General features: G+C 56.6%; 19 protein-coding genes. 13 read left to right on the top strand and 6 right to left on the bottom strand.

Features of this window, described 5'->3' with window-relative positions:
- Positions 1 to 222 precede the first annotated feature (222 nt).
- Complete coding sequence (locus tag HP564_RS05290; RefSeq protein WP_371240932.1) at positions 223 to 1,305, top strand: acyltransferase family protein; 1,083 nt, start codon at positions 223 to 225, stop codon at positions 1,303 to 1,305.
- 67 nt (positions 1,306 to 1,372) lie between these two features.
- Here HP564_RS05290 and msrA read toward each other — a convergent pair whose 3' ends face one another.
- From msrA to hpxD, 4 genes are all read right to left on the bottom strand, one after another.
- Positions 1,373 to 1,906 (bottom strand): peptide-methionine (S)-S-oxide reductase MsrA, encoded by a 534-nt coding sequence (gene msrA / locus HP564_RS05285; protein WP_371240930.1) that lies wholly within the window; start codon positions 1,904 to 1,906, stop codon positions 1,373 to 1,375.
- Between the two features lie 93 nt (positions 1,907 to 1,999).
- Positions 2,000 to 2,566 carry a flavin reductase family protein gene (locus HP564_RS05280; RefSeq protein WP_371240928.1) on the bottom strand — a complete coding sequence of 189 codons (567 nt, stop codon included), beginning with the start codon at positions 2,564 to 2,566 and terminating at the stop codon, positions 2,000 to 2,002.
- Positions 2,567 to 2,607: 41 nt separating this feature from the next.
- Positions 2,608 to 3,570 carry a 2Fe-2S iron-sulfur cluster-binding protein gene (locus HP564_RS05275; protein WP_371240926.1) on the bottom strand — a complete coding sequence of 321 codons (963 nt, stop codon included), beginning with the start codon at positions 3,568 to 3,570 and terminating at the stop codon, positions 2,608 to 2,610.
- A 12-nt stretch (positions 3,571 to 3,582) separates the two neighbouring features.
- A complete protein-coding gene (gene hpxD / locus HP564_RS05270) occupies positions 3,583 to 4,614 on the bottom strand; it encodes a molybdenum cofactor-independent xanthine hydroxylase subunit HpxD (protein ID WP_371240924.1) in 1,032 nt (343 codons plus the stop codon).
- 114 nt (positions 4,615 to 4,728) lie between these two features.
- Between hpxD and HP564_RS05265 the strand changes: the two genes are divergently transcribed.
- A complete protein-coding gene (locus HP564_RS05265) occupies positions 4,729 to 5,640 on the top strand; it encodes a LysR family transcriptional regulator (protein WP_371240922.1) in 912 nt (303 codons plus the stop codon).
- A 162-nt stretch (positions 5,641 to 5,802) separates the two neighbouring features.
- A complete protein-coding gene (locus HP564_RS05260) occupies positions 5,803 to 6,363 on the top strand; it encodes an NlpC/P60 family protein (RefSeq protein WP_371241981.1) in 561 nt (186 codons plus the stop codon).
- Between the two features lie 39 nt (positions 6,364 to 6,402).
- Here the strand turns inward: HP564_RS05260 and HP564_RS05255 are convergent, their stop codons facing one another.
- Both HP564_RS05255 and pdxK read right to left on the bottom strand, forming a co-directional pair.
- Positions 6,403 to 7,221 (bottom strand): substrate-binding domain-containing protein, encoded by an 819-nt coding sequence (locus tag HP564_RS05255; protein WP_371240920.1) that lies wholly within the window; start codon positions 7,219 to 7,221, stop codon positions 6,403 to 6,405.
- Between the two features lie 60 nt (positions 7,222 to 7,281).
- Entirely contained in the window at positions 7,282 to 8,124 is an 843-nt protein-coding gene (gene pdxK, locus HP564_RS05250; RefSeq protein WP_371240919.1) for a pyridoxine/pyridoxal/pyridoxamine kinase, read from the bottom strand.
- Between the two features lie 501 nt (positions 8,125 to 8,625).
- Between pdxK and otsB the strand changes: the two genes are divergently transcribed.
- The 10 genes from otsB (at position 8,626) to HP564_RS05200 (ending at position 20,867) form a co-directional block, all read left to right on the top strand.
- Positions 8,626 to 9,405: a trehalose-phosphatase gene (gene otsB / locus HP564_RS05245; RefSeq protein WP_371240917.1), complete on the top strand. Its 780-nt coding sequence runs from the start codon at positions 8,626 to 8,628 to the stop codon at positions 9,403 to 9,405.
- Positions 9,406 to 9,410: 5 nt separating this feature from the next.
- A complete protein-coding gene (gene otsA / locus HP564_RS05240; RefSeq protein ID WP_371240915.1) occupies positions 9,411 to 10,847 on the top strand; it encodes an alpha,alpha-trehalose-phosphate synthase in 1,437 nt (478 codons plus the stop codon).
- 966 nt (positions 10,848 to 11,813) lie between these two features.
- Positions 11,814 to 12,164 carry a flagellar transcriptional regulator FlhD gene (gene flhD, locus HP564_RS05235; protein ID WP_371240913.1) on the top strand — a complete coding sequence of 117 codons (351 nt, stop codon included), beginning with the start codon at positions 11,814 to 11,816 and terminating at the stop codon, positions 12,162 to 12,164.
- Positions 12,165 to 12,743 carry a flagellar transcriptional regulator FlhC gene (gene flhC, locus HP564_RS05230; RefSeq protein WP_371240911.1) on the top strand — a complete coding sequence of 193 codons (579 nt, stop codon included), beginning with the start codon at positions 12,165 to 12,167 and terminating at the stop codon, positions 12,741 to 12,743.
- A gap of 133 nt (positions 12,744 to 12,876) precedes the next feature.
- Positions 12,877 to 13,764: a flagellar motor stator protein MotA gene (gene motA / locus HP564_RS05225; protein ID WP_371240909.1), complete on the top strand. Its 888-nt coding sequence runs from the start codon at positions 12,877 to 12,879 to the stop codon at positions 13,762 to 13,764.
- Positions 13,761 to 14,708 (top strand): flagellar motor protein MotB, encoded by a 948-nt coding sequence (motB, locus tag HP564_RS05220; RefSeq protein ID WP_371240907.1) that lies wholly within the window; start codon positions 13,761 to 13,763, stop codon positions 14,706 to 14,708. Before motA ends, motB begins: the two co-directional genes overlap by 4 nt.
- 10 nt (positions 14,709 to 14,718) lie before the next feature.
- The gene (gene cheA, locus HP564_RS05215) at positions 14,719 to 16,689 is read left to right on the top strand and encodes a chemotaxis protein CheA (RefSeq protein WP_371241979.1); all 1,971 of its coding nucleotides are present in this window, start codon (positions 14,719 to 14,721) and stop codon (positions 16,687 to 16,689) included.
- Positions 16,690 to 16,711: 22 nt separating this feature from the next.
- A complete protein-coding gene (gene cheW / locus HP564_RS05210) occupies positions 16,712 to 17,209 on the top strand; it encodes a chemotaxis protein CheW (protein ID WP_371240904.1) in 498 nt (165 codons plus the stop codon).
- A gap of 152 nt (positions 17,210 to 17,361) precedes the next feature.
- Entirely contained in the window at positions 17,362 to 19,038 is a 1,677-nt protein-coding gene (locus tag HP564_RS05205; protein WP_371240902.1) for a methyl-accepting chemotaxis protein, read from the top strand.
- Positions 19,039 to 19,208: 170 nt separating this feature from the next.
- A complete protein-coding gene (locus HP564_RS05200) occupies positions 19,209 to 20,867 on the top strand; it encodes a methyl-accepting chemotaxis protein (RefSeq protein ID WP_371240900.1) in 1,659 nt (552 codons plus the stop codon).
- The last annotated feature ends 18 nt before the right edge of the window (positions 20,868 to 20,885 follow it).

Genomic DNA, 20,885 nt, shown 5'->3' with positions numbered 1-20,885 from the left:
AGTGATTAACAGCAAACTAAAAAAGGTGCGATGTGGTCTGAACGTAAAGAAATGCCGAATCGTGTAAAGCCTTGTTCATTCAGGGCCAGCGCAAAACTTTTAAGAGTTTCGCTAGAGTCAGCGGCAGGGGAATCGAGAATAATCGCTGGATAATCCTAAAAACGTCACTTCAAATCTCTCTTTTCGTTTTGAATTTCTGACCTACACAGCAGGAGTCCGGTTATGAGCGAGACTAAACCCGATGAAATATTGTGGATAAATACCCTTAAGGGAGCCTGTATATTACTGGTGGTGCTCTATCACACCGTGCTGCCGGGCTTTGAAGGGACGCTGAAGTACCTCTCTGCCGGCTGGCTTCCGGCTGAAATATGGGTGCAGTTTAATACCGTATTATCACCGCTGCGTATGCCCGCCTTTTTCTTTGTCTCCGGGCTACTGGCAACCAACGGAATACTTAACCGTCCCTGGAAACGTGTGTTTACCAGTCGCATTACCAATCTGTTTTACCTCTATATTCTGTGGGGATTTATTCAGTGGTGGTCAATTGTCGGTATCTCTACCGAAATAACCGGCCAGCGCATTTCTCAGAACCTGAACGCTGCCTATGCCGGCTCACTGTTTGAGTTTTTGAAACTCACCTTTATGGCCATGAGCACCTCCTGGTATCTCTACGGGCTGGGCTTATATTTCCTCTGCGCCAAAATTTTCCGCCAGTATAAAGTGGCCCTGCTGGTGGTGGCGGTTGCGCTGAATTACCTTGCGGTTGAGAAAATTATTCCTTTTTGGGGACCGCAAAGCGTTGCGCAATATTTCCTGTTCTTCCTGCTGGGGGTGTTCTGGAGTTCCGCGATGCTGCGCCTCAGTGAATGGCGTCGCGAAAACCTTGTTCCCTGGGCCGTGCTGGCGGCGCTGGCCGGTATTCATGTCATTATGGGTCTGGATAAAAGCCTGTTTATGTGTGTGATTGCGATACTGGTGAGCGTGGCGGCCTGCCGCTGGCTTAATCAGCACTTTCGCATGAGCTTCCTGAACTGGGTGGGGCGCAATACGCTACAGATCTATGTCATCCACCGCATTTTTATCGAGTTCTTTGGCATGTCGGCGATCCTTTTCGCCCAGCGTCATCACCTGTTTGAGCACGCCTGGTTCTCTCTGCTCTGGGCCTGTCTCTATCCGGTGGCCATCGTCGGTATCTGTTCGCTCTGTTCGGTTGCGGTATGGTCGGTAACTAACCGGGGTCTGGGACAGTCGCTGTTTATCTTCCCGACGCTGATTGGGTTAAAACGCAACCGCTCGGCCGCCTGATAAAAAAAGCCCCACTTACGTGGGGCTGAGATCGGCGCGCGACAGCGGGCGACGCGCTGCCAGGCTATTAGCTCTTGACCCGGTTAGCGAAGCTTTTGCGCAGCTTCTGTAATTTGGGTGGGATCACCGCCAGGCAGTAACCGTTGCGCTGGCCCGCGCCATCCCAGTAATCCTGATGGTAGGCCTCGGCCGGATACCACTCTTTCAGCGGCTCAATGGTGGTGACCACCGGGTCCTGATGATCTTGCTGCGCGCGCGCAATGGCCGCGACGGCTTCCGCCTCCTGCTCTGGCGTGGCCGGAAAGATCGCTGAACGGTACTGAGTACCGATATCGTTGCCCTGGCGATTAAGCTGGGTAGGATCGTGAGTCGCAAAACTGATGTCCAGCAGGTCACCGTAGCTGACTTTTTCCGGATCGAAACCCACGCGAATCGCTTCTGCATGACCGGTTGCGCCACTGCATACCTGCTCATAGGTCGGGTGAGGGCGCGCGCCGCCGGTATAGCCGCTTTCAACCGACTCCACGCCGATCACATCTTTGAATACCGCTTCGGTACACCAGAAACAGCCGCCTGCGATCACTGCGTATTCGATTGCCATAATGCTTAACTCCTGTCGAGGTCGTGAAAAGAGAGAGTAGGGATGGCGCTGCCGCTTTTCAACCCGCCGCAGGTGAGAATCAACGCCCGTGGCCTAAATCAGCATCTCAGGTTTAAACTGGCCGCTGCGATCCAGTAACCGGTCGCTCATGATGGTGAAACGGCCTTCGCCCGTATAGTGCAGCGTGGGGGGAAATTCAGGCTCGTCGGCGACGTGCGCCTTAACGATTTCAAAGATAAAGAGGTTGTAGTTATTGACCATTGAGTCGTCATAAAGCTGACACTCAAAGCTGGCGAAGCATTCCGCGATAAGCGGCGCGTTGACCACGCTGGCCGGTTCGGGGGTCAGACTGAACGCATCGAACTTGTCGAGCCTGTCGCCGTGACTGTTACCGATTGCCACGACCTTATCAATTAAATCGGCGGAGGGGACGTTAAGCACACACTGACCGCTGTCACGAATCAGCGCATGACTGTGGTTCATGCCGGAAATCATGCAGCCCACCAGCGACGGCGAGAACTCCAGCACCGTATGCCAGCCAAGCGTCATGATGTCGCTGTGCCCTTCAAACTGCGAACTGAGCAGCAGCACCGGCCCGGGCTCAAGATATTTACGCGCCTTGCTAACCGGAAAGGCGGTTTTGTGCAAACGTTGACTCATGGCATCTCCTTGTATCGGGGCGATACCATTAAGTGTAGAAGCTACAGGTCAATTACCAGCGCTTTACTGCGGCTGCGCGAGCAGCACAGCGCAATATGCTGAAGCGGAGCGGACTTTTCCGCCTCTGACTGAACGGTATCGCGGTGATCGGCTTCGCCCGAGAGCACCGGCGTCAGGCAGGCACCACACAGTCCCATTTCACACGACAGCGGCACATCGACGCCGTTCTCCAGCAGCACGCGGGCAATGGTTTTGTCGGCAGGGACGGGCCAGCTGGCACCGGACGAGGCCAGCGTGACCACAAAGCTCTCACTCTCTGCCTGCACAGGCGGTAGCGCCGCCGCAAATGCCTCTGAATGTACCTGCCCGGCCTGCCAGCCCAGCGACTTCGCCTGCTGCTGCATATGCGTCATAAAGCCCTGCGGGCCGCACAGATAGAGATGAGTGTCGCGCGTCGGTGAGCGCATCGCCTCAGGCAAATGCTGGCGCGGGCTGTTGCCATCGGCGCTGCACAAAAGCTCGCTATAGCCATGTCGGAAAGGATGCAGTAGCCGACGGGCGAAGGCAGCATCTTCACGCTGCTTCACATAGTAGTGCAGGGAAAACGGCACGCCGTCAGCCTCCAGCTGTTCCGCCATAGCCAGCAGTGGCGTCAGGCCGATACCGGCAGCGACAAGCACGACGCGCTGCGCGGCTACCAGCGGAAACAGATTGCGCGGCGTGGAAACGGTCAGCCGCTGGCCAAGACGCAGCTGCTGGTGGACCGCACGTGAACCACCGCGTGACGCGACAGCCAGGGCAACGCAAATCAGATAGCGATCCTGCCGTGCGGGCGAGCCGGTAAGCGAATATTGCCGTATCAGTCCGTTGCCCAGATGCAGATCAATGTGCGCACCCGCCTCCCAGCGCGGCAGCGGTTCGCCGTCTTCACGTACCAGGCTCACGGCAATGGCGTGTCGCCCCTGGCGCGACAGCCCGTCAACAGTCACCGTAAAGGTCGTCATCTCTTCTGCCCTCTATACCAGGAAAAATTCGCCGTAGCCCTGTTTCTTCAGGCCGCGACGGTAGGCGATGGAGCTGCGGTCGGCAGGAATATGGGCCTCCAGCGTCAAATCGAGCGGCAGACGCTCCGGCATCTGGGTTTCCACCATCAGCCGATCTTCCTCAAATACCCGGTGGTTAAAGGCGTGTACTTCCTCTACTGAAATATGCAGATCGAAATTGCGCGCAATCGGCGCAAACATCCGCGTTTTACGCGCCGAGACCGGCGAGGCCGCGTTCATAATCACCAGACGGGCATCATCGGGAAAATGGACCGTCAGCGTTGCGGTAAAGGGCAGATGCATCTCAAAATGGCGCAGCCACTGGAAGCCTTCCGGTGCCTGCCGATCGGAGCCCGCCGCGTAGTTAGAGACCGAGCTCCAGTAGTCCACCGCAAAGCCATAGTCGGTCTCCACCGGGTTATAGGGCGGCACCGCCTGATTGCTGGCGTCGGCGAACGTTTCAGTGTGCACCCAGGCAAAATGGGCGACGTCAAGAAAGCCCTCCACCTGGCGTCCGGCAAATCCTGCGACGTCAAAGGGCGGGCAGGTAATTTGCTGAAAACCGTCGTCGTGCCAGTGGGGCATGGTTGGCAGCGGAGCAGGGTTTTCCGCATCCGGAGCCAGACAAACCCAGACCAGTCCGAAACGTACCTCCACCGGGAAGTTGATCAGGTTGAGTTTGGCAGGTATCGGCTGATCCGGGCTGGAGGGAATGCGGTTACAGCGGCCATCTTCGCCAAAGCGCAGCCCGTGGTAAGGGCAGATAATGCCGTGCTCATCGTTAAAGCCGAGCGTCAGCGGCACGCCGCGATGCGGACAGACATCTTTTGCCACCACGATCTGATCGTTAATACGATAGATCACCAGCTGTTCATCCAGCAGTACCGCTTTGGCAGGGGCAGCACCAACGTCGCACAGGCGCGCGACCGGATGCCAGCAGCGTGCCAGACGCAGCCAGTCGTCGGGTTCAAAAGTGCAGTGAGCAGGAGGCGAGGGCTGTTTCATAGCAGTAACTCTTCTTCAATAGCAACAGGATGAGAACATTGTGGACAGAGCAGGGCGCGGCGATCCATCATCGTTTTTTCAGCGATGTGTTGCGTAAAACAGAACAGGTCAAACATGCTCCCTTTTTCACGGTTTTCTCACTACTTTCTTGAGGTGGCGCGCAGTGGCAGTTTGCGTAAGGCTGCCGAGCAGCTGCACGTTTCCGCTTCGGCAATAAACCGACAGATTTTGCAGGCAGAAGAGGAGCTGGGTATGCGGCTGTTTGAACGCCTGCCCGACGGTATGCGCCTGACCAGTGCCGGTGAGCTGCTGCTTGATGATGTGCGGCGCTGGCAGCGCGAATATCAGCGAACCCGTCAGCGGTTTGATGAGATTCAGGGATTGCGGCGCGGGCACGTGAGTCTTGGCCTGATTCAGGCGCTGAACGAAGGGGCGATTGCCGATGCGCTGTCGCACATCGCGCAGTCGCACCCCTGGCTACGGCTCGATCTCAGCGTACACGACAGCACGCAGATTGGTGAGCAGGTACGACTGGCGGAGCTGGATGCCGGGCTGATGCTGGATCCACAGGGGCAGGCGGGGCTGAGCGTAATGGCCTTTGCCGAACTACCGATTGGTGTGGTGCTGCCCGCCGGCCATGCGCTCGGTAACCACACCACGCTCTCTGCCGGTCAGCTCAGCGCAGAGCGACATATTGTGGCGGGCGCACCGCTGGTGGTCCACGAGCGAGTTGAGATGCTTTATCGCCGACACAGCCTGCAGCCGGAAAATGTCATCACCTGTAATGACATACGATTGATAAAATCCCTGATCAGGCAGGGCAGCGGTATCAGCATACTGAGTCTGCTGGACGTAATGGATGAGGTGGATCGCGGAACGCTCTGCTTTGTGCCGCTTCGCGACAGCAGCGTTCGCCCTTTGACGCTGGCGCTCTGCTGCGCACCCGCACGACAGCTTTCGCGTGCGGCCCAGCAGGTGATTCAGCATCTGACCCACGTTATTGAATCGCTGACAGCAGCACGCTGAGCGCCATTATTTGTTATAAAATCAACGAAAAACTGGCGAGCAGCGCTTCTTTTGTAAATTATCGTAAAGCGGCCGCAGGGCAGGTTTAGTGAAGGTCGGAATTAGGCTATAAGTCCTCTACCACGCCACCTGTTAAGGGTTTCACCCCACACGATGAAGACTCTGCGACCGCTGCTGACGCTTGTGTTAGCGTCTGCCTTTTTACTCGGCGGCTGTTCCCGCCATTCCAGTGACACATCCGCACAAAATCACACCCAGATCGATGAGCAGAGCCTCGGCGATCAGCCCGATTTGATCCCGGTGGTAGCGGCGCTGCACGATCAAATGCACACGTGGCACGGCACACAGTATCAGTGGGGCGGGACTGAACTCTCTGGCGTTGACTGCTCGGGTTTTGTCTGGCGCACGTTAAAAGATCGTTTTAACCTGCCGATGGATCGCGTAACGACCACTGAACTGTTGAAGATGGGGAAACGCATTGCGCCGCGCGATTTACAGCCGGGCGATCTGGTCTTTTTCCGCATTGGCGGCGGCATGCATGTTGGCTTCTACGATACCGACCAGCACTTTTTCCACGCCTCTGTAAGCCAGGGGGTGATACGCTCCGCCCTCACCAATCCTTACTGGCACCGGGTATTCTATCAGGCTCGCCGACTGCCAAAAGAGTACAACGCGCAGATTACGCTGAATAAAACTAACGGCATAACGCTGGCGCGTAAATAGCTTTCGTTAAACACAGGCCCGCGCAGCGCGGGTCTGTTATCAGTGACGGATCGCGCAGCCGCACTGGGCCATCTCGCCCGGCACCGCTTTACCATGATGGGAGTGGCGCACCCGCAGTTCACCCTGCTGCCAGGCACCGCGCTCGTCCTTACGGTTCAGCAACAGGCGGTTTAGCGCTTCCGCGATCTGCAACGCGCGCGGCTGTGCCCAGCTGGTCAGATGCCAGGTTGACGCGGCAGCCTCGTCGCTGTCGCCGAAGCCAACAACGGCCACATGCGCGCCCTGACCGAAGTCCCGCACCGCCTGTAGCGCCCCAAACGCCAGCAGATCGTTATCGCAAAACAGCGCCTGAATACGTTCCGACGCGCGCGCACGTTTCAGGTAGCCCAGCATCGCCTGATAGCCGCTCTCCCGGTCCTGGCCTTTTCCGGCAACCAGCTGCTGATGCAGCACTCTCTCTGCGGTCGCCAGCGCGCTGCTCAGGCCATCCACGCGTGCAGGATCGCTGCCGACGGCCTGATGCAGATAGCCGATACGCTGGTGGCCCTGCGCCAGCAGTAACTGACCCACTTCAGCACCGGCAGCAAAGCCGTCTGACTGAAGCTCTGCCAGAGCGATAAGCGGAATGGACGTTGCGGCCGTGCGAAAGGCGGGAGTAAAGCTGCCGGAAAGGTGAAGGGCGGCGCTCAGCAGCGGCAGCAGCGACCTGGCGCGATCTTCCGCAGCGGTATCAACCAGCAGCGCAGCACAGCCGCGTGCGCTGAGCTGGCGGTTAACTTCACTGAGCCGGGCGGCAGTGTCAGGGTGGCTAAAGTCATCACTGAGCACGCCAACGATTTTACAGGTGTGGTTGTACATTGAAGAGTCTCTGCTAAGACAGGTAGAGGTCGCTTTACCATAAAGGAAGCCCGGGGGTTTTTACAGGGGGCCAGCAGCGGCCAGCTGTAACTCCCGTCGTCCCAGGGTACGGGTAACCAGCACCGACTGCTGTGCAAAGCGGCTGGCCTGATCTACCGCCTGACTGAGCGTTGCGCCGCGCATCAGGCCAGCGGTCAGTTCCGCGGTAAAAAGGTCGCCCGTACCTTTCGGGGGATCGTCATAGCGCGGATGCTCAGCAATAAATGTCTCATCGGCGGTGATGCAAAATACCTGCATGCTTTGACGGGCGTCGTCACGGGTGGCGCTGGTGACAACAACCCACCGGGTCTGCGTGTTTAACAGTGAACGCGCGGCATCGACAATCTCTGTATCACTCTCAAGCTGTGCATTGCAGAGGCAGCCCAGTTCAAAGCGATTTGGCGTAAGGCCGGTTGCAAGCGGCGCCAGCTGCTCGCGATAGTGCCTGGTCAGCGCGGGATCGACATAGAAGCCGCTGTCGTCATCGCCCAGCACCGGATCAATAATCACCGGCATCTGTGGGTTTTTCTCGCGCATCTGCCGCAGCCAGCGTGCCAGCGTAGTCGCTTTGTCCGTTGATTTCAGATAGCCCAGTATTGTCGCGCGCGCCGTGACGTCGAGGTTACGATCCGCCAGAGCGGTCAGGTAGCCCTCAAACCAGGTCTGCGGAATTTCGCCGCCGTAGCAGCTGGCATAGTGGGGCGTATTGCTCAGCAACACGGTGGGCACCGCCACGACCTGTAACCCATGACGGCGTAATGCAGGCACGGCAATGCTGTTGCCAACGCTGCCGTACATCACCTGAGACTGAACGGAGATAACGTCAATGATTTCGCCGTCTGGCGTATCGGATACCTGAAACATGCTGCGCTCCTGTTTTATGCTCCATTGCCCCAGTATACAGCCCACGTCGCGAGGAGAGGGCAAGCGTTGCTGACGCTTTTGGGCTGTCAGGCTGGCCGGTTTTTTTCGCCGCTTCCCTTAACGCTGTCAGCCCTTGTGCCGCAGGGGGTCGGCAGCAGGTTATCGTAGCGGCAAACGCAGAATAATCTGCTGCCAATACGCTAAAAAACCCGCATTGACTGGCAAAAGTCGCAATGCCGTCTACACTTAATCGCGACGATGTTTTCAGCCAGGTTGACAGGTCTGTGGTGGTTTTAAAACGCTGTAGCGTTTTACCCGATGTAACATGCTGGTATCCGCAGTTTTTGTTCCGCATTTTGACCCGCGTACAGTCGCTCAGGCTGCCGCTCCCACAGCCTTTCTCTTGATGAAAACATCCCTTAATGGCGCGTTGCCGAGCCAGGCCTCTGACCTGACAAGCCGCAAATCGCACGCGCCCGGATCAACCACAGGAGAAGACAAGTGACCCAAGCGGCGAATGAACATGCCTCGCTTCCTGCGCTAAGCGGCGGTCTTTATGCCTTCTTTTTTGACGTAGACGGCACGCTTGCCGCTATTCAGTCGCAGCCGGACGCCGTTTTTATTCCTGAAAAGGTGCGCCAGCAGCTGCAAGAACTCGCTTCCCTCTGCCATGGCGCGCTGGCGCTGGTTTCCGGTCGACCGGTTAGCCAGCTTGACGCGCTGGCCGCGCCGCTGACTGCGCCCGCAGCGGGCGTACACGGTGCTGAGCGCCGCGATGCACAGGGCAAGATGCATCAGATCAGCCTGGATGCTGAGGTAGCTGACGCGCTACAGCAACAGCTACAGCAGGCGATGGCGCAGTGGCCAGGTACCCTGCTGGAAACCAAAGGGATGGCCTTCGCGCTGCATTACCGCCAGGCCATGCAGCATGAACAGGATGTGCTTGATTTAGCTGAACAGGCTGTAAAACGTTTTCCCGCGCTGGCGCTTCAGCCGGGTAAGTGCGTAGTGGAGATTAAACCGCAGGGAGTTGATAAAGGCGAAGCAGTGCGCGCCTTTATGCGGGAGACACCTTTTACCGGACGTATTCCGGTATTTGTTGGAGACGATCTGACGGACGAGAAGGGATTTCTTGCGGTCAATGCCATGCAGGGCATCTCCGTAAAGATCGGACAAGGCTCCAGTCAGGCGCGCTATCGTCTGCCAGATGTCGAGGCAGTTTATGCCTGGCTGGAACGATTACTATTACAAATAAAGCAAGACAACGTCGGTAAGGAGTAAAGGTTATGAGTCGTTTAGTGGTCGTATCTAACCGAATCGCCATTCCTGATGGGAAAAAAGCCAGCGCAGGCGGCCTCGCCGTCGGCATCCTTGATGCGTTAAAAACCACCGGAGGCCTGTGGTTTGGCTGGAACGGGGAAATCAGTGAATTTTCCGGGGAAGAGGAAGATGAGCTCCAGCAGGTTGAGCATGACGGCATCTCTTACGCCGCGCTGCCGCTGAGCCAGAACGATTATGATCTCTATTACTGCCAGTTTTCTAATACCGTTATCTGGCCCGCTTTTCACTATCGCCTTGACCTGGTGCAGTTCCAGCGTGAAGCCTGGGAAGGGTATTGCCGCGTCAACGAGATGCTGGCGAAACGGCTGAAGCCGCTGCTGAAGCCTGATGACACTCTCTGGATCCACGACTATCATCTGCTGCCTTTTGCCGCCGCGCTACGTAAAGAGGGCATCAGTAACCGCATCGGTTTCTTCCTGCACATCCCGTTCCCGACGCCGGAAATTTTCAACGCGCTGCCGCCGCATAAAGAGCTGCTGGAGATGCTGTGCGAATACGATCTGATGGGCTTTCAGACCGAATCCGATCGTGTGGCTTTCCTTGACAGCCTGAGCCAGCTGACGCAGCTGCAAAACAAAGGTGAGAAAAAACATCGCGCCTTCGGCAATACCTTTATGACCGAGGTTTATCCGATCGGTATTGAGCCAGACAGCATCAAAGAGATGGCGGAAGGCCCGCTCCCGCCAAAAATGGCGGCGATGAAGCGCGAGCTGGGTGACGCGAAAAACATTATCGCCTGTGAGCGTCTCGACTACTCGAAAGGGTTGCCAGAGCGTTTTCTGGCGTATGAAGCGCTGCTGGAAAACTATCCGGAGCATCGCGGTAAAATCCGCTATTCGCAGATTGCGCCGACCTCGCGCGGTGACGTGCAGGCGTACCAGGATATCCGACATCAGCTGGAGACCGAGGCGGGACGCATTAATGGCAAATATGGCACGCTGGGCTGGACGCCGCTCTACTATCTTAATCAGCATTTTGATCGTCGTCTGCTGATGAAGATTTTTCGTTTAACCGATGTCGGACTGATCACGCCGCTGCGTGACGGTATGAACCTGGTCGCCAAGGAGTATATCGCGGCACAGGACCCGGACGATCCGGGCGTGCTGGTGCTGTCACGTTTCGCCGGTGCTGCGAATGAGCTGACCTCTGCGCTGATCGTCAATCCTTATGACCGTGACGAAGTGGCTGCCGCACTTAACAAGGCGCTGACCATGTCCCGTACGGAGCGAATTTCACGCTACAACGATATGATGGCGGTGCTGCGTAAGCACGACATTACCCACTGGCGTGAGAGCTTTTTGAAAGACTTGTGGGCTATTGCGCCGCGTAGCGACGACCATGGCACCGTTAATAAAGTCGCGACCTTTCCAAAGCTTGCCTGATCGAAACGGCGACCACGCCCGGTGGTCGCCGCCTGGCTTTTCTTGAGAAAGCGACATCTGTCCAGCATGGCTAACGCTTTCTCTGTCTGATCTCACCTCATGCCAATGGCTGAACTGCCGCATTATTCAACGTTCGTAACAAAAATCGCCCTTTTTGTGCGCGAAAGCCTAAAGTCTGACGCTGCGCTGCCGATAGTGCTGAATCCCAAAACTGTCAAATTCTCCATTCATTTATTTTTCTTATGTAATTGCCTGTTACACCTTTTGACCCTCACCTGACAACCACGCTAAAGCATTAACGCTACGTTGCTAAAAGGCGTCAATTCTTCCTTTGCCTTCTTAACGCTTCGCTTACGCCCTCCAGGAAAAATTTGCCCTAAGTAATTAATTTAAAAACGAATAGGGTGGCTTTATTTCAGCATATTATGCTGAATCTGTCGCTTGTATCAGGTCCATATAGGGCAATAAAGGCAATGTTAAAAATAAAAGATCAACCCGCCGCAATGACCAGAGAGACATCATTTGTTACAGGCTAATAAGCCCCTTTTTAGGACGAAACAGGCGAGTCATCAAGCAGAAATGGTTAATAAACAGACAAAGTAAAAGCATCGCTGAAGGGTTTGCGAAAAAATTTGCCTTAAAAGTGTGATGTAGATCACACTTTATCTAAAATTTCGCGCCTCTGTCGTTGTATGTGGAAATCAGACGGGATAGATTTGCGTTGTTTTAGGAATAGTCTTAAAAAAAGTAAAAAAACGTCACGGAAGATCGCAATAAATAAAAAAAAGAATGGTCCTGAGGTTTCACTGGTGCAAAAGGGTTATCCCCAGGGTCATGAAGCTGACTTCAGAGTACGTTTGGTTTTTGGCTGTAAATTTTTGCCATCTTTAGAATTACCAACCAGCAACCAGAAGCGCAGAACTTTTTTCTGCGATGAAATTACGTCGCGTTTGTCAGGATGGAAAAATGGGTACAACTGATTTACTAAAACATATTTATGATATCAATCTGTCTTATTTACTGCTTGCGCAGCGCTTAATTAACCAGGAAAAAGCTTCTGCAATGTTTCGCCTCGGAATTGACGAAGAGATGGCGAACGCATTATCGCAATTAACCTTGCCAGAAATGGTAAAGTTAGCGGAAACCAATCAGCTGGTTTGCCAGTTTCGCTTTAACGATCACGAGACGATTAATCGCCTGACGCAGGAATCTCGCGTGGATGATCTTCAGCAAATCCACACCGGTATTTTATTATCCAGCCGTTTACTGCGTAACGTTTCTAAAGAAGAAGTGCCGGCGAAAAAGAGGGCGATGTAAATGTCCGAAAAAAGCATTGTCCAGGAAGCGCGTGATATTCAGCTCGCCATGGAGTTAATTACCTTGGGTGCGCGTTTGCAAATGCTGGAAAGCGAAACTCAGTTGAGCCGCGGTCGCTTAATCAAGCTCTATAAAGAACTGCGTGGTAGCCCACCGCCGAAAGGGATGCTGCCGTTTTCCACCGACTGGTTTATGACCTGGGAGCAAAATATTCACGCTTCCATGTTCTGTAACGCCTGGCAGTTTATGCTGAAAACCGGCATGGCGACAGGTGTGGATGCGGTGATCAAAGCCTACCGTCTCTACCTTGAGCAGTGTCCGCAATCGGACGAGGGCCCGCTGTTGGCGCTAACGCGTGCATGGACCCTGGTGCGATTCGTTGAAAGTGGGATGCTGGAACTGGCTGACTGCCGATGCTGCAACGGCAGTTTCATTAATCATGCGCATCAGCCGGCGGGCAGCTTCGTTTGCAGCCTGTGCCAGCCGCCATCACGCGCGGTAAAAAGACGTAAACTTTCTGCAGATTCTGCCGATACCTTTCCACAACTGCTGGATGAACAGGTTAAACGCGCCGTTTAAGTTTGTTCCCATCGTGGAAAGCCATCCAGCAGCGGGTCACCCCCGCTGCTTTTTTTTTGCCCACGATTTGAATAACGCCTGCGGCTCTCTGGCTTAACTTCCACCAACACGTTACGGACGTAAGGATGTTCTTGTGCTGATCTTATTGGGTTATATCGTCGTTGTCGCATCCGTGTTGGGTGGATATATGATGGTGGGTGGCCATCTTGGCGCGCTTTATCAGCCTTCAGAGCTGTTAATTATCGGCGGTGCCGCAATTGGCGCTTTTTTAGTCGGCAACAACGGCAAGTCGATTAAAAAGACGTTAAAGGCGCTGCCAAAGCTGATGCGCGGTTCAAAATATAACAAAGCCCTCTATATGGATTTGATGGCGCTGCTCTATCGACTGATGGCCAAATCACGCCAGCAGGGCATGTTGTCGCTGGAGCGCGATATTGAAGATCCGGCACAGAGCGAAATATTTGCTAATTATCCGCGCATTCTCGCCGATAAACAGCTGGTGGATTTCATTACCGATTATCTGCGTCTGATGGTCAGCGGCAACATGAACGCCTTTGAAATTGAGGCGCTGATGGATGAAGAGATCGAGACCTACGAACACGAGTGTGAAGTGCCAGCGCAAAGTTTATCCGCCATTGGTGATGGCCTGCCCGCTTTCGGCATCGTCGCAGCCGTTATGGGCGTGGTGCATGCGCTGGCCTCGGCCGATCGTCCGGCCGCCGAACTGGGTGCGCTGGTCGCCCATGCGATGGTGGGCACCTTCCTCGGTATCCTGCTGGCGTATGGCTTTATCTCACCGCTGGCGTCGGTGCTGCGCCAGAAGTGTTCAGAAACCACCAAAATGATGCAGTGCATCAAGGTGACGCTGCTCTCCAGTCTGAACGGCTACGCGCCGCAAATCGCGGTAGAGTTTGGCCGCAAGACGCTCTATTCGACCGAGCGTCCCTCGTTCAGCGAACTGGAGGAGCATGTTCGTAACGCGAAGAATCCCGCGAAACAGACCTCGGACGAAAATGCATGAAGAACAGCAACCGTCCCATAATTGTGGTCAAAAAGCGCAAGCATAAAGGCCACGAGGGAAGCCACGGCTCCTGGAAAATTGCCTATGCCGACTTTATGACGGCAATGATGGCCTTCTTTATGGTGATGTGGCTGATCTCCATCTCCAGCCCGCAGGAGCTGGTGCAAATTGCAGAATATTTTAAAACGCCGCTGAAGGTCGCTCTGACCGGCGGCAAGCGCAGCAGCGACAGTGAAAGCCCTATCCCTGGCGGTGGCGATGATGCAACGCGCATCAAAGGTGAGGTGAAGAAAGTCGTCGATATGGATGCGCAGAAGCGCAAGCTGGACGATATTCGCCTGAATCGCCTGCGCGAAAAGCTGGATCAGCTCATTGAGGCCGATCCGCGCCTGAAAACACTGCGCCCGCACCTGATTATCAACATGGTGGAGGAGGGGCTGCGCATTCAGATCATCGACAGTCAGAACCGGCCGATGTTCAAAACCGGCAGCGCCGAGGTTGAGCCCTATATGCGCGACATTCTGCGCGCGATTGCTCCGGTGCTGAACGATCTTCCCAATCGCATCAGCCTGGCGGGGCACACTGACGACTTTCAGTATGCCAGCGGCGATCGCGGCTACAGCAACTGGGAACTCTCCGCCGATCGCGCTAACGCCTCGCGCCGCGAGCTGGTCATTGGCGGCCTCGACGGCAGCAAAGTGCTGCGCGTGGTGGGTATGGCCGACACCATGAAACTAAAAAACCGCGGCGGCAACGATGCCGTTAACCGCCGTATCAGCCTGCTGGTATTGAACCACGACACCGAAGCAGCGATTGAAAAAGAGAACGCCGAGAGCGACGCCGTACAGGTGAGCGATCCGGCGGCCATTGAAAAGATTACCGCGCCGCCTGTGCCTGTCAGCAGCAGCCCGGTAAACACAGCAGCCCCCTCACAGCCGAGGTGATCCCGTGAGCATGGACATCAGCGATTTTTACCAGACGTTTTTCGATGAGGCCGATGAGCTGTTAGCCGATATGGAGCAGCACCTGCTGGGACTCGATCCCCAGGAACCTGACGCCGAGCAGCTAAACGCCATCTTCCGTGCCGCCCATTCTATAAAAGGCGGTGCCGGAACCTTTGGCTTTACGGTATTACAGGAAACTACTCATATTCTGGAAAACATTCTGGATGGTGCTCGTCGCGGCGAGATGCAGCTCAGCACCGACATCATCAACCTGTTTTTGGAAACCAAAGATATTATGCAGGAACAGCTCGATGCCTATAAAACCGCGCAAGAGCCGAACGCGGAAAGTTTTACCTACATTTGCGAGGCGCTGCGCCAGCTGGCGTTAGAGGCGAAAGGGCTACCGATCACCGCGCCGCTTGCCGCGCCGGTCGTTGAAGCCGCGCCGGTGAGCAGTGGCCTGCGCGTGCAGCTCGTCGGCCTGAAAGAGAAAGAGGTCGATCTGCTGCAGGAAGAGCTGGGCAATCTTGGCAGCCTGAGCAATGTGGTAAAGGGCAGTAATTCACTGGAAGCCAGCATTGATGGCGTCAGTAAAGATGACATCGTGGCGGTGCTTTGCTTCGTCATTGAAGAGTCACAGATTCGCTTCCCGGAAGCGGGGGCCGCGACGGCAGAACCGGCCGCTGAAGCCGTGCCTGCCGTCGAAGCTGCGCCGGTGCAGAGCGCCAGCGTGAGCGAACTGCCAGTGACGAAGCGCGAGACCAAACGCGCCGCTGCACCGGCAAAAACCAGCGAATCCAGCAGCATTCGCGTAGCGGTAGAGAAGGTCGATCAGCTTATCAACCTGGTGGGCGAGCTGGTGATCACTCAGTCCATGCTGGCACAGCGCTCCGGTGAGCTTGATCCTGTTGCGCATGGCGATCTGCTGAACAGCATGGGACAGCTGGAGCGCAACGCACGCGATCTGCAAGAGTCGGTGATGTCGATTCGTATGATGCCAATGGAGTATGTCTTTAGTCGCTTCCCGCGCCTGGTACGCGATCTGGCCAGCAAGCTGGGTAAAGAGGTGGAGTTGACGCTGCTCGGCAGTTCCACCGAGCTCGACAAAAGCCTGATTGAACGCATTATCGATCCGTTAACGCACCTGGTGCGTAACAGTCTGGACCACGGCATCGAGTCGCCGGAAAAACGCCTGGCGGCAGGCAAAGTTGCCACGGGTAACCTGACGCTGTCGGCGGAACATCAGGGCGGCAATATCTGTATCGAAGTTTCTGATGATGGCGCTGGCCTGAACCGCGAGCGTATTCTCGCAAAAGCGCTCTCATCTGGCCTGCCGGTCAGCGAAAATATGACCGACGAAGAGGTCGGAATGCTGATTTTCGCCCCAGGCTTCTCTACCGCTGAGCAGGTTACCGACGTTTCGGGTCGGGGCGTAGGCATGGATGTGGTGAAGCGAAACATCCAGGAAATGGGCGGCCATGTGGAGATTGCCTCGAAGCAAGGCAAAGGCACCACTATCCGTATTCTGCTGCCGCTGACGCTGGCGATTCTGGATGGCATGTCGGTGCGTGTAGCGGATGAAGTGTTCATTCTGCCGCTTAATGCCGTGATGGAGTCGTTGCAGCCGCGCAGCGAAGAGCTGAAGCCGCTGGCTGGCGGGGAGTGCGTGCTGGAAGTCCGCGGCGAATACCTGCCGCTGGTCGAACTCTGGAACGTTTTTGACGTGCAGGGCGCGAAAACCGAAGCCACGCAGGGCATCGTGGTGATCCTGCAAAGCGCGGGCAAGCGTTATGCGCTGCTGGTCGATCAGCTGATTGGTCAGCACCAGGTGGTCGTAAAGAACCTGGAGAGCAACTATCGCAAGGTGCCCGGCATCTCTGCCGCCACCATCCTCGGCGACGGCAGTGTCGCACTGATTGTCGACGTGTCGGCGCTGCAATCACTCAACCGTGAAAAACGTGTGGCCGGCGCGGCCGCCTGACTCATAACAAAAGGGTAGAAACATGACTGGAATGGCAACCGTGACCAAAATTGCTGGCGAAACCGTCGGCCAGGAGTTCCTGGTATTTACGCTGGGTGACGAAGAATACGGTATCGATATTCTCAAGGTGCAGGAGATCCGCGGCTACGATCAGGTCACGCGCATCGCCAACACGCCGGAGTTTATCAAGGGCGTTACCAACCTGCGCGGCGTCATCGTGCCGATTATCGATCTGCGCGTGAAGTTTTCTCAGCCGGACGTAGAGTACAACGATAACACTGTCGTGATCGTGCTCAACCTGGAGCAGCGCGTCGTGGGCATCGTGGTTGACGGCGTCTCTGACGTACTGTCGCTGACGCAGGATCAGATCCGCCCGGCACCGGAATTTGCGGTTACGATGTCGACCGAGTACCTCACCGGTCTGGGCGCGCTGGGCGAACGCATGCTGATCCTGGTCGACATTGAGAAACTGCTGAGCAGTGAAGAGATGGCGCTGATGGATACGCTGCGCAGCGCATAATCTTCTGCGGTAACGAGTCGCGAAAGCGGCTCGTTACTTTTTCCTTTAAATTCAAAAAGAAAGATAATATTTTCCGCTTCTGAACGCTAAATTAATTCTGCTTCCCGCCGATAACCATCCTGCTTTATCCCCCTAATCTTTCAGAGTCCACTATGTTAACCAAAATTCGCGTAGTCACCAGTTTACTGCTGGTTTTACTGTTGTTTGGCCTGTTCCAGGCGTTTTCAGGGGCCGTGTTTTTCTCGGCGTTAAGCGAGGATAAAACCAGCTTCAGCGTTTCCCAGCTTGCCAGCAAGAATTTGCAGGCGCTGAACGACGCCTATATGAGCCTCAATCAGAGCCGCGTGGTGCTGACGCGCGTCCAGCTGCGCATCGCTAACAGCAAGCTGGATGGCAAAGCGCCCGACATTGCCTCGCTGTTTACCGACAGCGCAACGTTTCAGCAAGCGGCGGCAACAAACTTTGAGCTGTTTAAAAAAATCCCGGATACACCGGGGCAAAACGCGGTGTTAAACGGGCAGCTTATGCAGGCCTATACAGCCTACGCCAGCGCACTGAGCCAGATGCAGACAGCGCTGGTCGCCAACGATCTGAACGAAGCCGGCCATGTGCCGGTGGCGCCGAGTCAGAGTGCCTTCCTGAATGTTTATACCAACTGGCGCGCTAACCAGGCACAACTCACGCAGATCGGCGTGGAGAAAAATGCCAGCGCCTATACGCGTATGGTATGGATTCTGGGCACCCTCATGGCGCTGGTGGCCGTCACGATCGTGCTCTGCTGGATCGGGCTGCGTCGCGTGCTGATTACTCCGCTGAATAACAATATTGCCCATATTCAGCAGATTGCGCAGGGCGACCTGACCCAGACGATTCAGGTCGCCGGCCGCAACGAAATGAGCCAGCTGGCGGCCAGCCTGCATGAGATGCAGCAGGCGCTGGTGCATACCGTCAGCAACGTGCGCGACGGTTCCGACGCCATCCTGAGCGGAGCCAGCGAGATTGCCGCAGGCAACAACGACCTTTCAGCGCGCACCGAAGAGCAGGCGGCCTCGCTGGAGCAGACGGCGGCCAGCATGGAGCAGCTTACCGCGACCGTGAAGCAGAACGCAGAAAACGCCCGCCAGGCGTCGCAGCTGGCGCTGAGCGCGTCGGAAACCGCGCAGAAGGGCGGCAGGGTGGTGGAGAGCGTGGTGAAAACCATGAGCGACATTGCGGGCAGCTCGAAAAAGATTGCCGACATCACCAGCGTGATCGACGGCATTGCCTTCCAGACCAATATCCTGGCGCTGAACGCAGCGGTGGAAGCGGCGCGTGCCGGTGAGCAGGGACGCGGCTTTGCCGTCGTCGCTGGCGAAGTGCGCAACCTGGCGCAGCGCAGCGCGCAGGCGGCAAAAGAGATCAAGTCGCTGATTGACGACTCCGTCAACCGCGTCGATGCGGGTTCGCGTCTGGTCGGGAGCGCGGGCGAAACCATGGGCGACATTGTCGGTGCGGTCACGCGCGTCACCGACATCATGGGTGAAATCGCCTCGGCGTCGGACGAGCAGAGCCGCGGCATTGACCAGGTGGGCGAGGCCGTTACCGAAATGGATCGCGTGACGCAGCAGAACGCCTCACTGGTAGAAGAGTCAGCTGCCGCTGCGGCGTCGCTGGAATCGCAGGCGCGTCGCCTGAGCCAGTCGGTTGCCGTATTCACGATCCCGCGCGCCGCGGCCGCTGGCGGCACGCGTCATGTACAGATCGCCGCACCGGCGCTGAGCCAGGTCGCCGCCGCGCCGCGCAGGGCGCTGACCGTGCCCGCCAGTGACGCGCACTGGGAAACGTTCTGAACCTGAAGCCACACTGTTACGGCCGGACGTCATGTCCGGCCTGGTTGCGTCATGTAAATTTCTGCTTTCAATAGCTACATAACTGTAAAAACAGTTAAAAATGCTCAGTTCCACTGAAGTCACGCCGATAGAGAGGCTGCACGTTTTTAAATGACTTCTGGGGAGAATATATGTTGAAACGCATCAAAGTGGTGACCAGCCTGATCGCCGTGCTGGCTATCTTCAGCCTGCTACAGCTGACGTCGGGAGGGCTGTTCTGGTCCGCCCTGCAAAAAGATAAAGATGCCTTTGCGCTGGCAAAGATCTCGACCAGTAACGTCACGGCAATGACCGATGCCTGGATTGCGCTGAACCAGACGCGTATCACTCTTAACCGCGGCATGCTGCGTCTGCAAAGCAGTACCGCTGCCGAGATCAACGGCGGCCACCTTAATGAGCTGATTAAACAGACTGAACAGCAGCTGGCGCAGGCTGAACGCGACTTTAAAATCTATTACGACCTGCCCGCCACGCCGGGAATGGACGTGGCGCTGCGCGATCGGCTGGAGGCCCAGTATACCCTCTATCACGACGGTCTGACCGGCATGCTGGATCGTCTCAAGGCACGCGATCTGGAAGGCATGTTCCGTTTCAATATCGAACAGACGCAAACCAGTATGCAGGCTGCCTATAGCGAATGGCGGGCCAGGCAGACCCTGCTGGCTGAGCAGGGTGCGGCGCAGAATCAGCGCGCTTACACACTCATGATCTGGCTGCTGGCGGCGGTGGCCCTGCTGGTGATCGGCGTGGTGGTTGCCTGCTGGTTCGGCCTGCGTCTGGTGCTGATTCAGCCGCTGCATCAGCTGCTGATGCACATTCGTACCATTGCCGCCGGGGATCTTACCCGGCCGATTGCGGTAGAAGGGCGCAATGAGATGAGTCAGCTCGCCCAGGGTCTGGAGGAGATGCAGCAGGCGCTGGTGCGCACCGTCAGCAACGTGCGCGACGGTTCCGACGCCATCCTGAGCGGAGCCAGCGAGATTGCCGCAGGCAACAACGACCTTTCAGCGCGCACCGAAGAGCAGGCGGCCTCGCTGGAGCAGACGGCGGCCAGCATGGAGCAGCTTACCGCGACCGTGAAGCAGAACGCAGAAAACGCCCGCCAGGCGTCGCAGCTGGCGCTGAGCGCGTCGGAAACCGCGCAGAAGGGCGGCAGGGTGGTGGAGAGCGTGGTGAAAACCATGAGCGACATTGCGGGCAGCTCGAAAAAGATTGCCGACATCACCAGCGTGATCGACGGCATTGCCTTCCAGACCAATATCCTGGCGCTGAACGCAGCGGTGGAAGCGGCGCGTGCCGGTGAGCAGGGACGCGGCTTTGCCGTCGTCGCTGGCGAAGTGCGCAGCCTGGCGCAGCGCAGCGCACAGGCGGCAAAAGAGATTAAGTCGCTGATTGACGACTCCGTCAACCGCGTCGATGCCGGTTCGCGTCTGGTCGGGAGCGCAGGCGAAACCATGGGCGACATTGTCGGTGCGGTCACGCGCGTCACCGACATCATGGGTGAAATCGCCTCGGCGTCGGACGAGCAGAGCCGCGGCATTGACCAGGTGGGCGAGGCCGTTACCGAAATGGATCGCGTCACGCAGCAGAACGCTGCGCTGGTGGAAGAGTCCGCATCGGCGGCCGCCTCGCTGGAAGCCCAGGCGAGCCGTCTCAGCGAATCGGTTTCCTTGTTCAATATTCCACGCGGCGCGCAGGCGCAGCATCTGCCCGCGCGTTCGTTACCCGCCGCCCCGATGAAAAAAACGCTGGCCGTGTCGGCGGATGGCGATAACTGGGAAACGTTCTGACGTTCATGTCGATGCCCG

This window comes from Pantoea sp. KPR_PJ (assembly GCF_041386365.1).
GTDB lineage: Bacteria > Pseudomonadota > Gammaproteobacteria > Enterobacterales > Enterobacteriaceae > Pantoea.
Note: the sequence above shows the minus strand (reverse complement) of the source record. Positions and strands in the feature narration are given on the sequence as shown.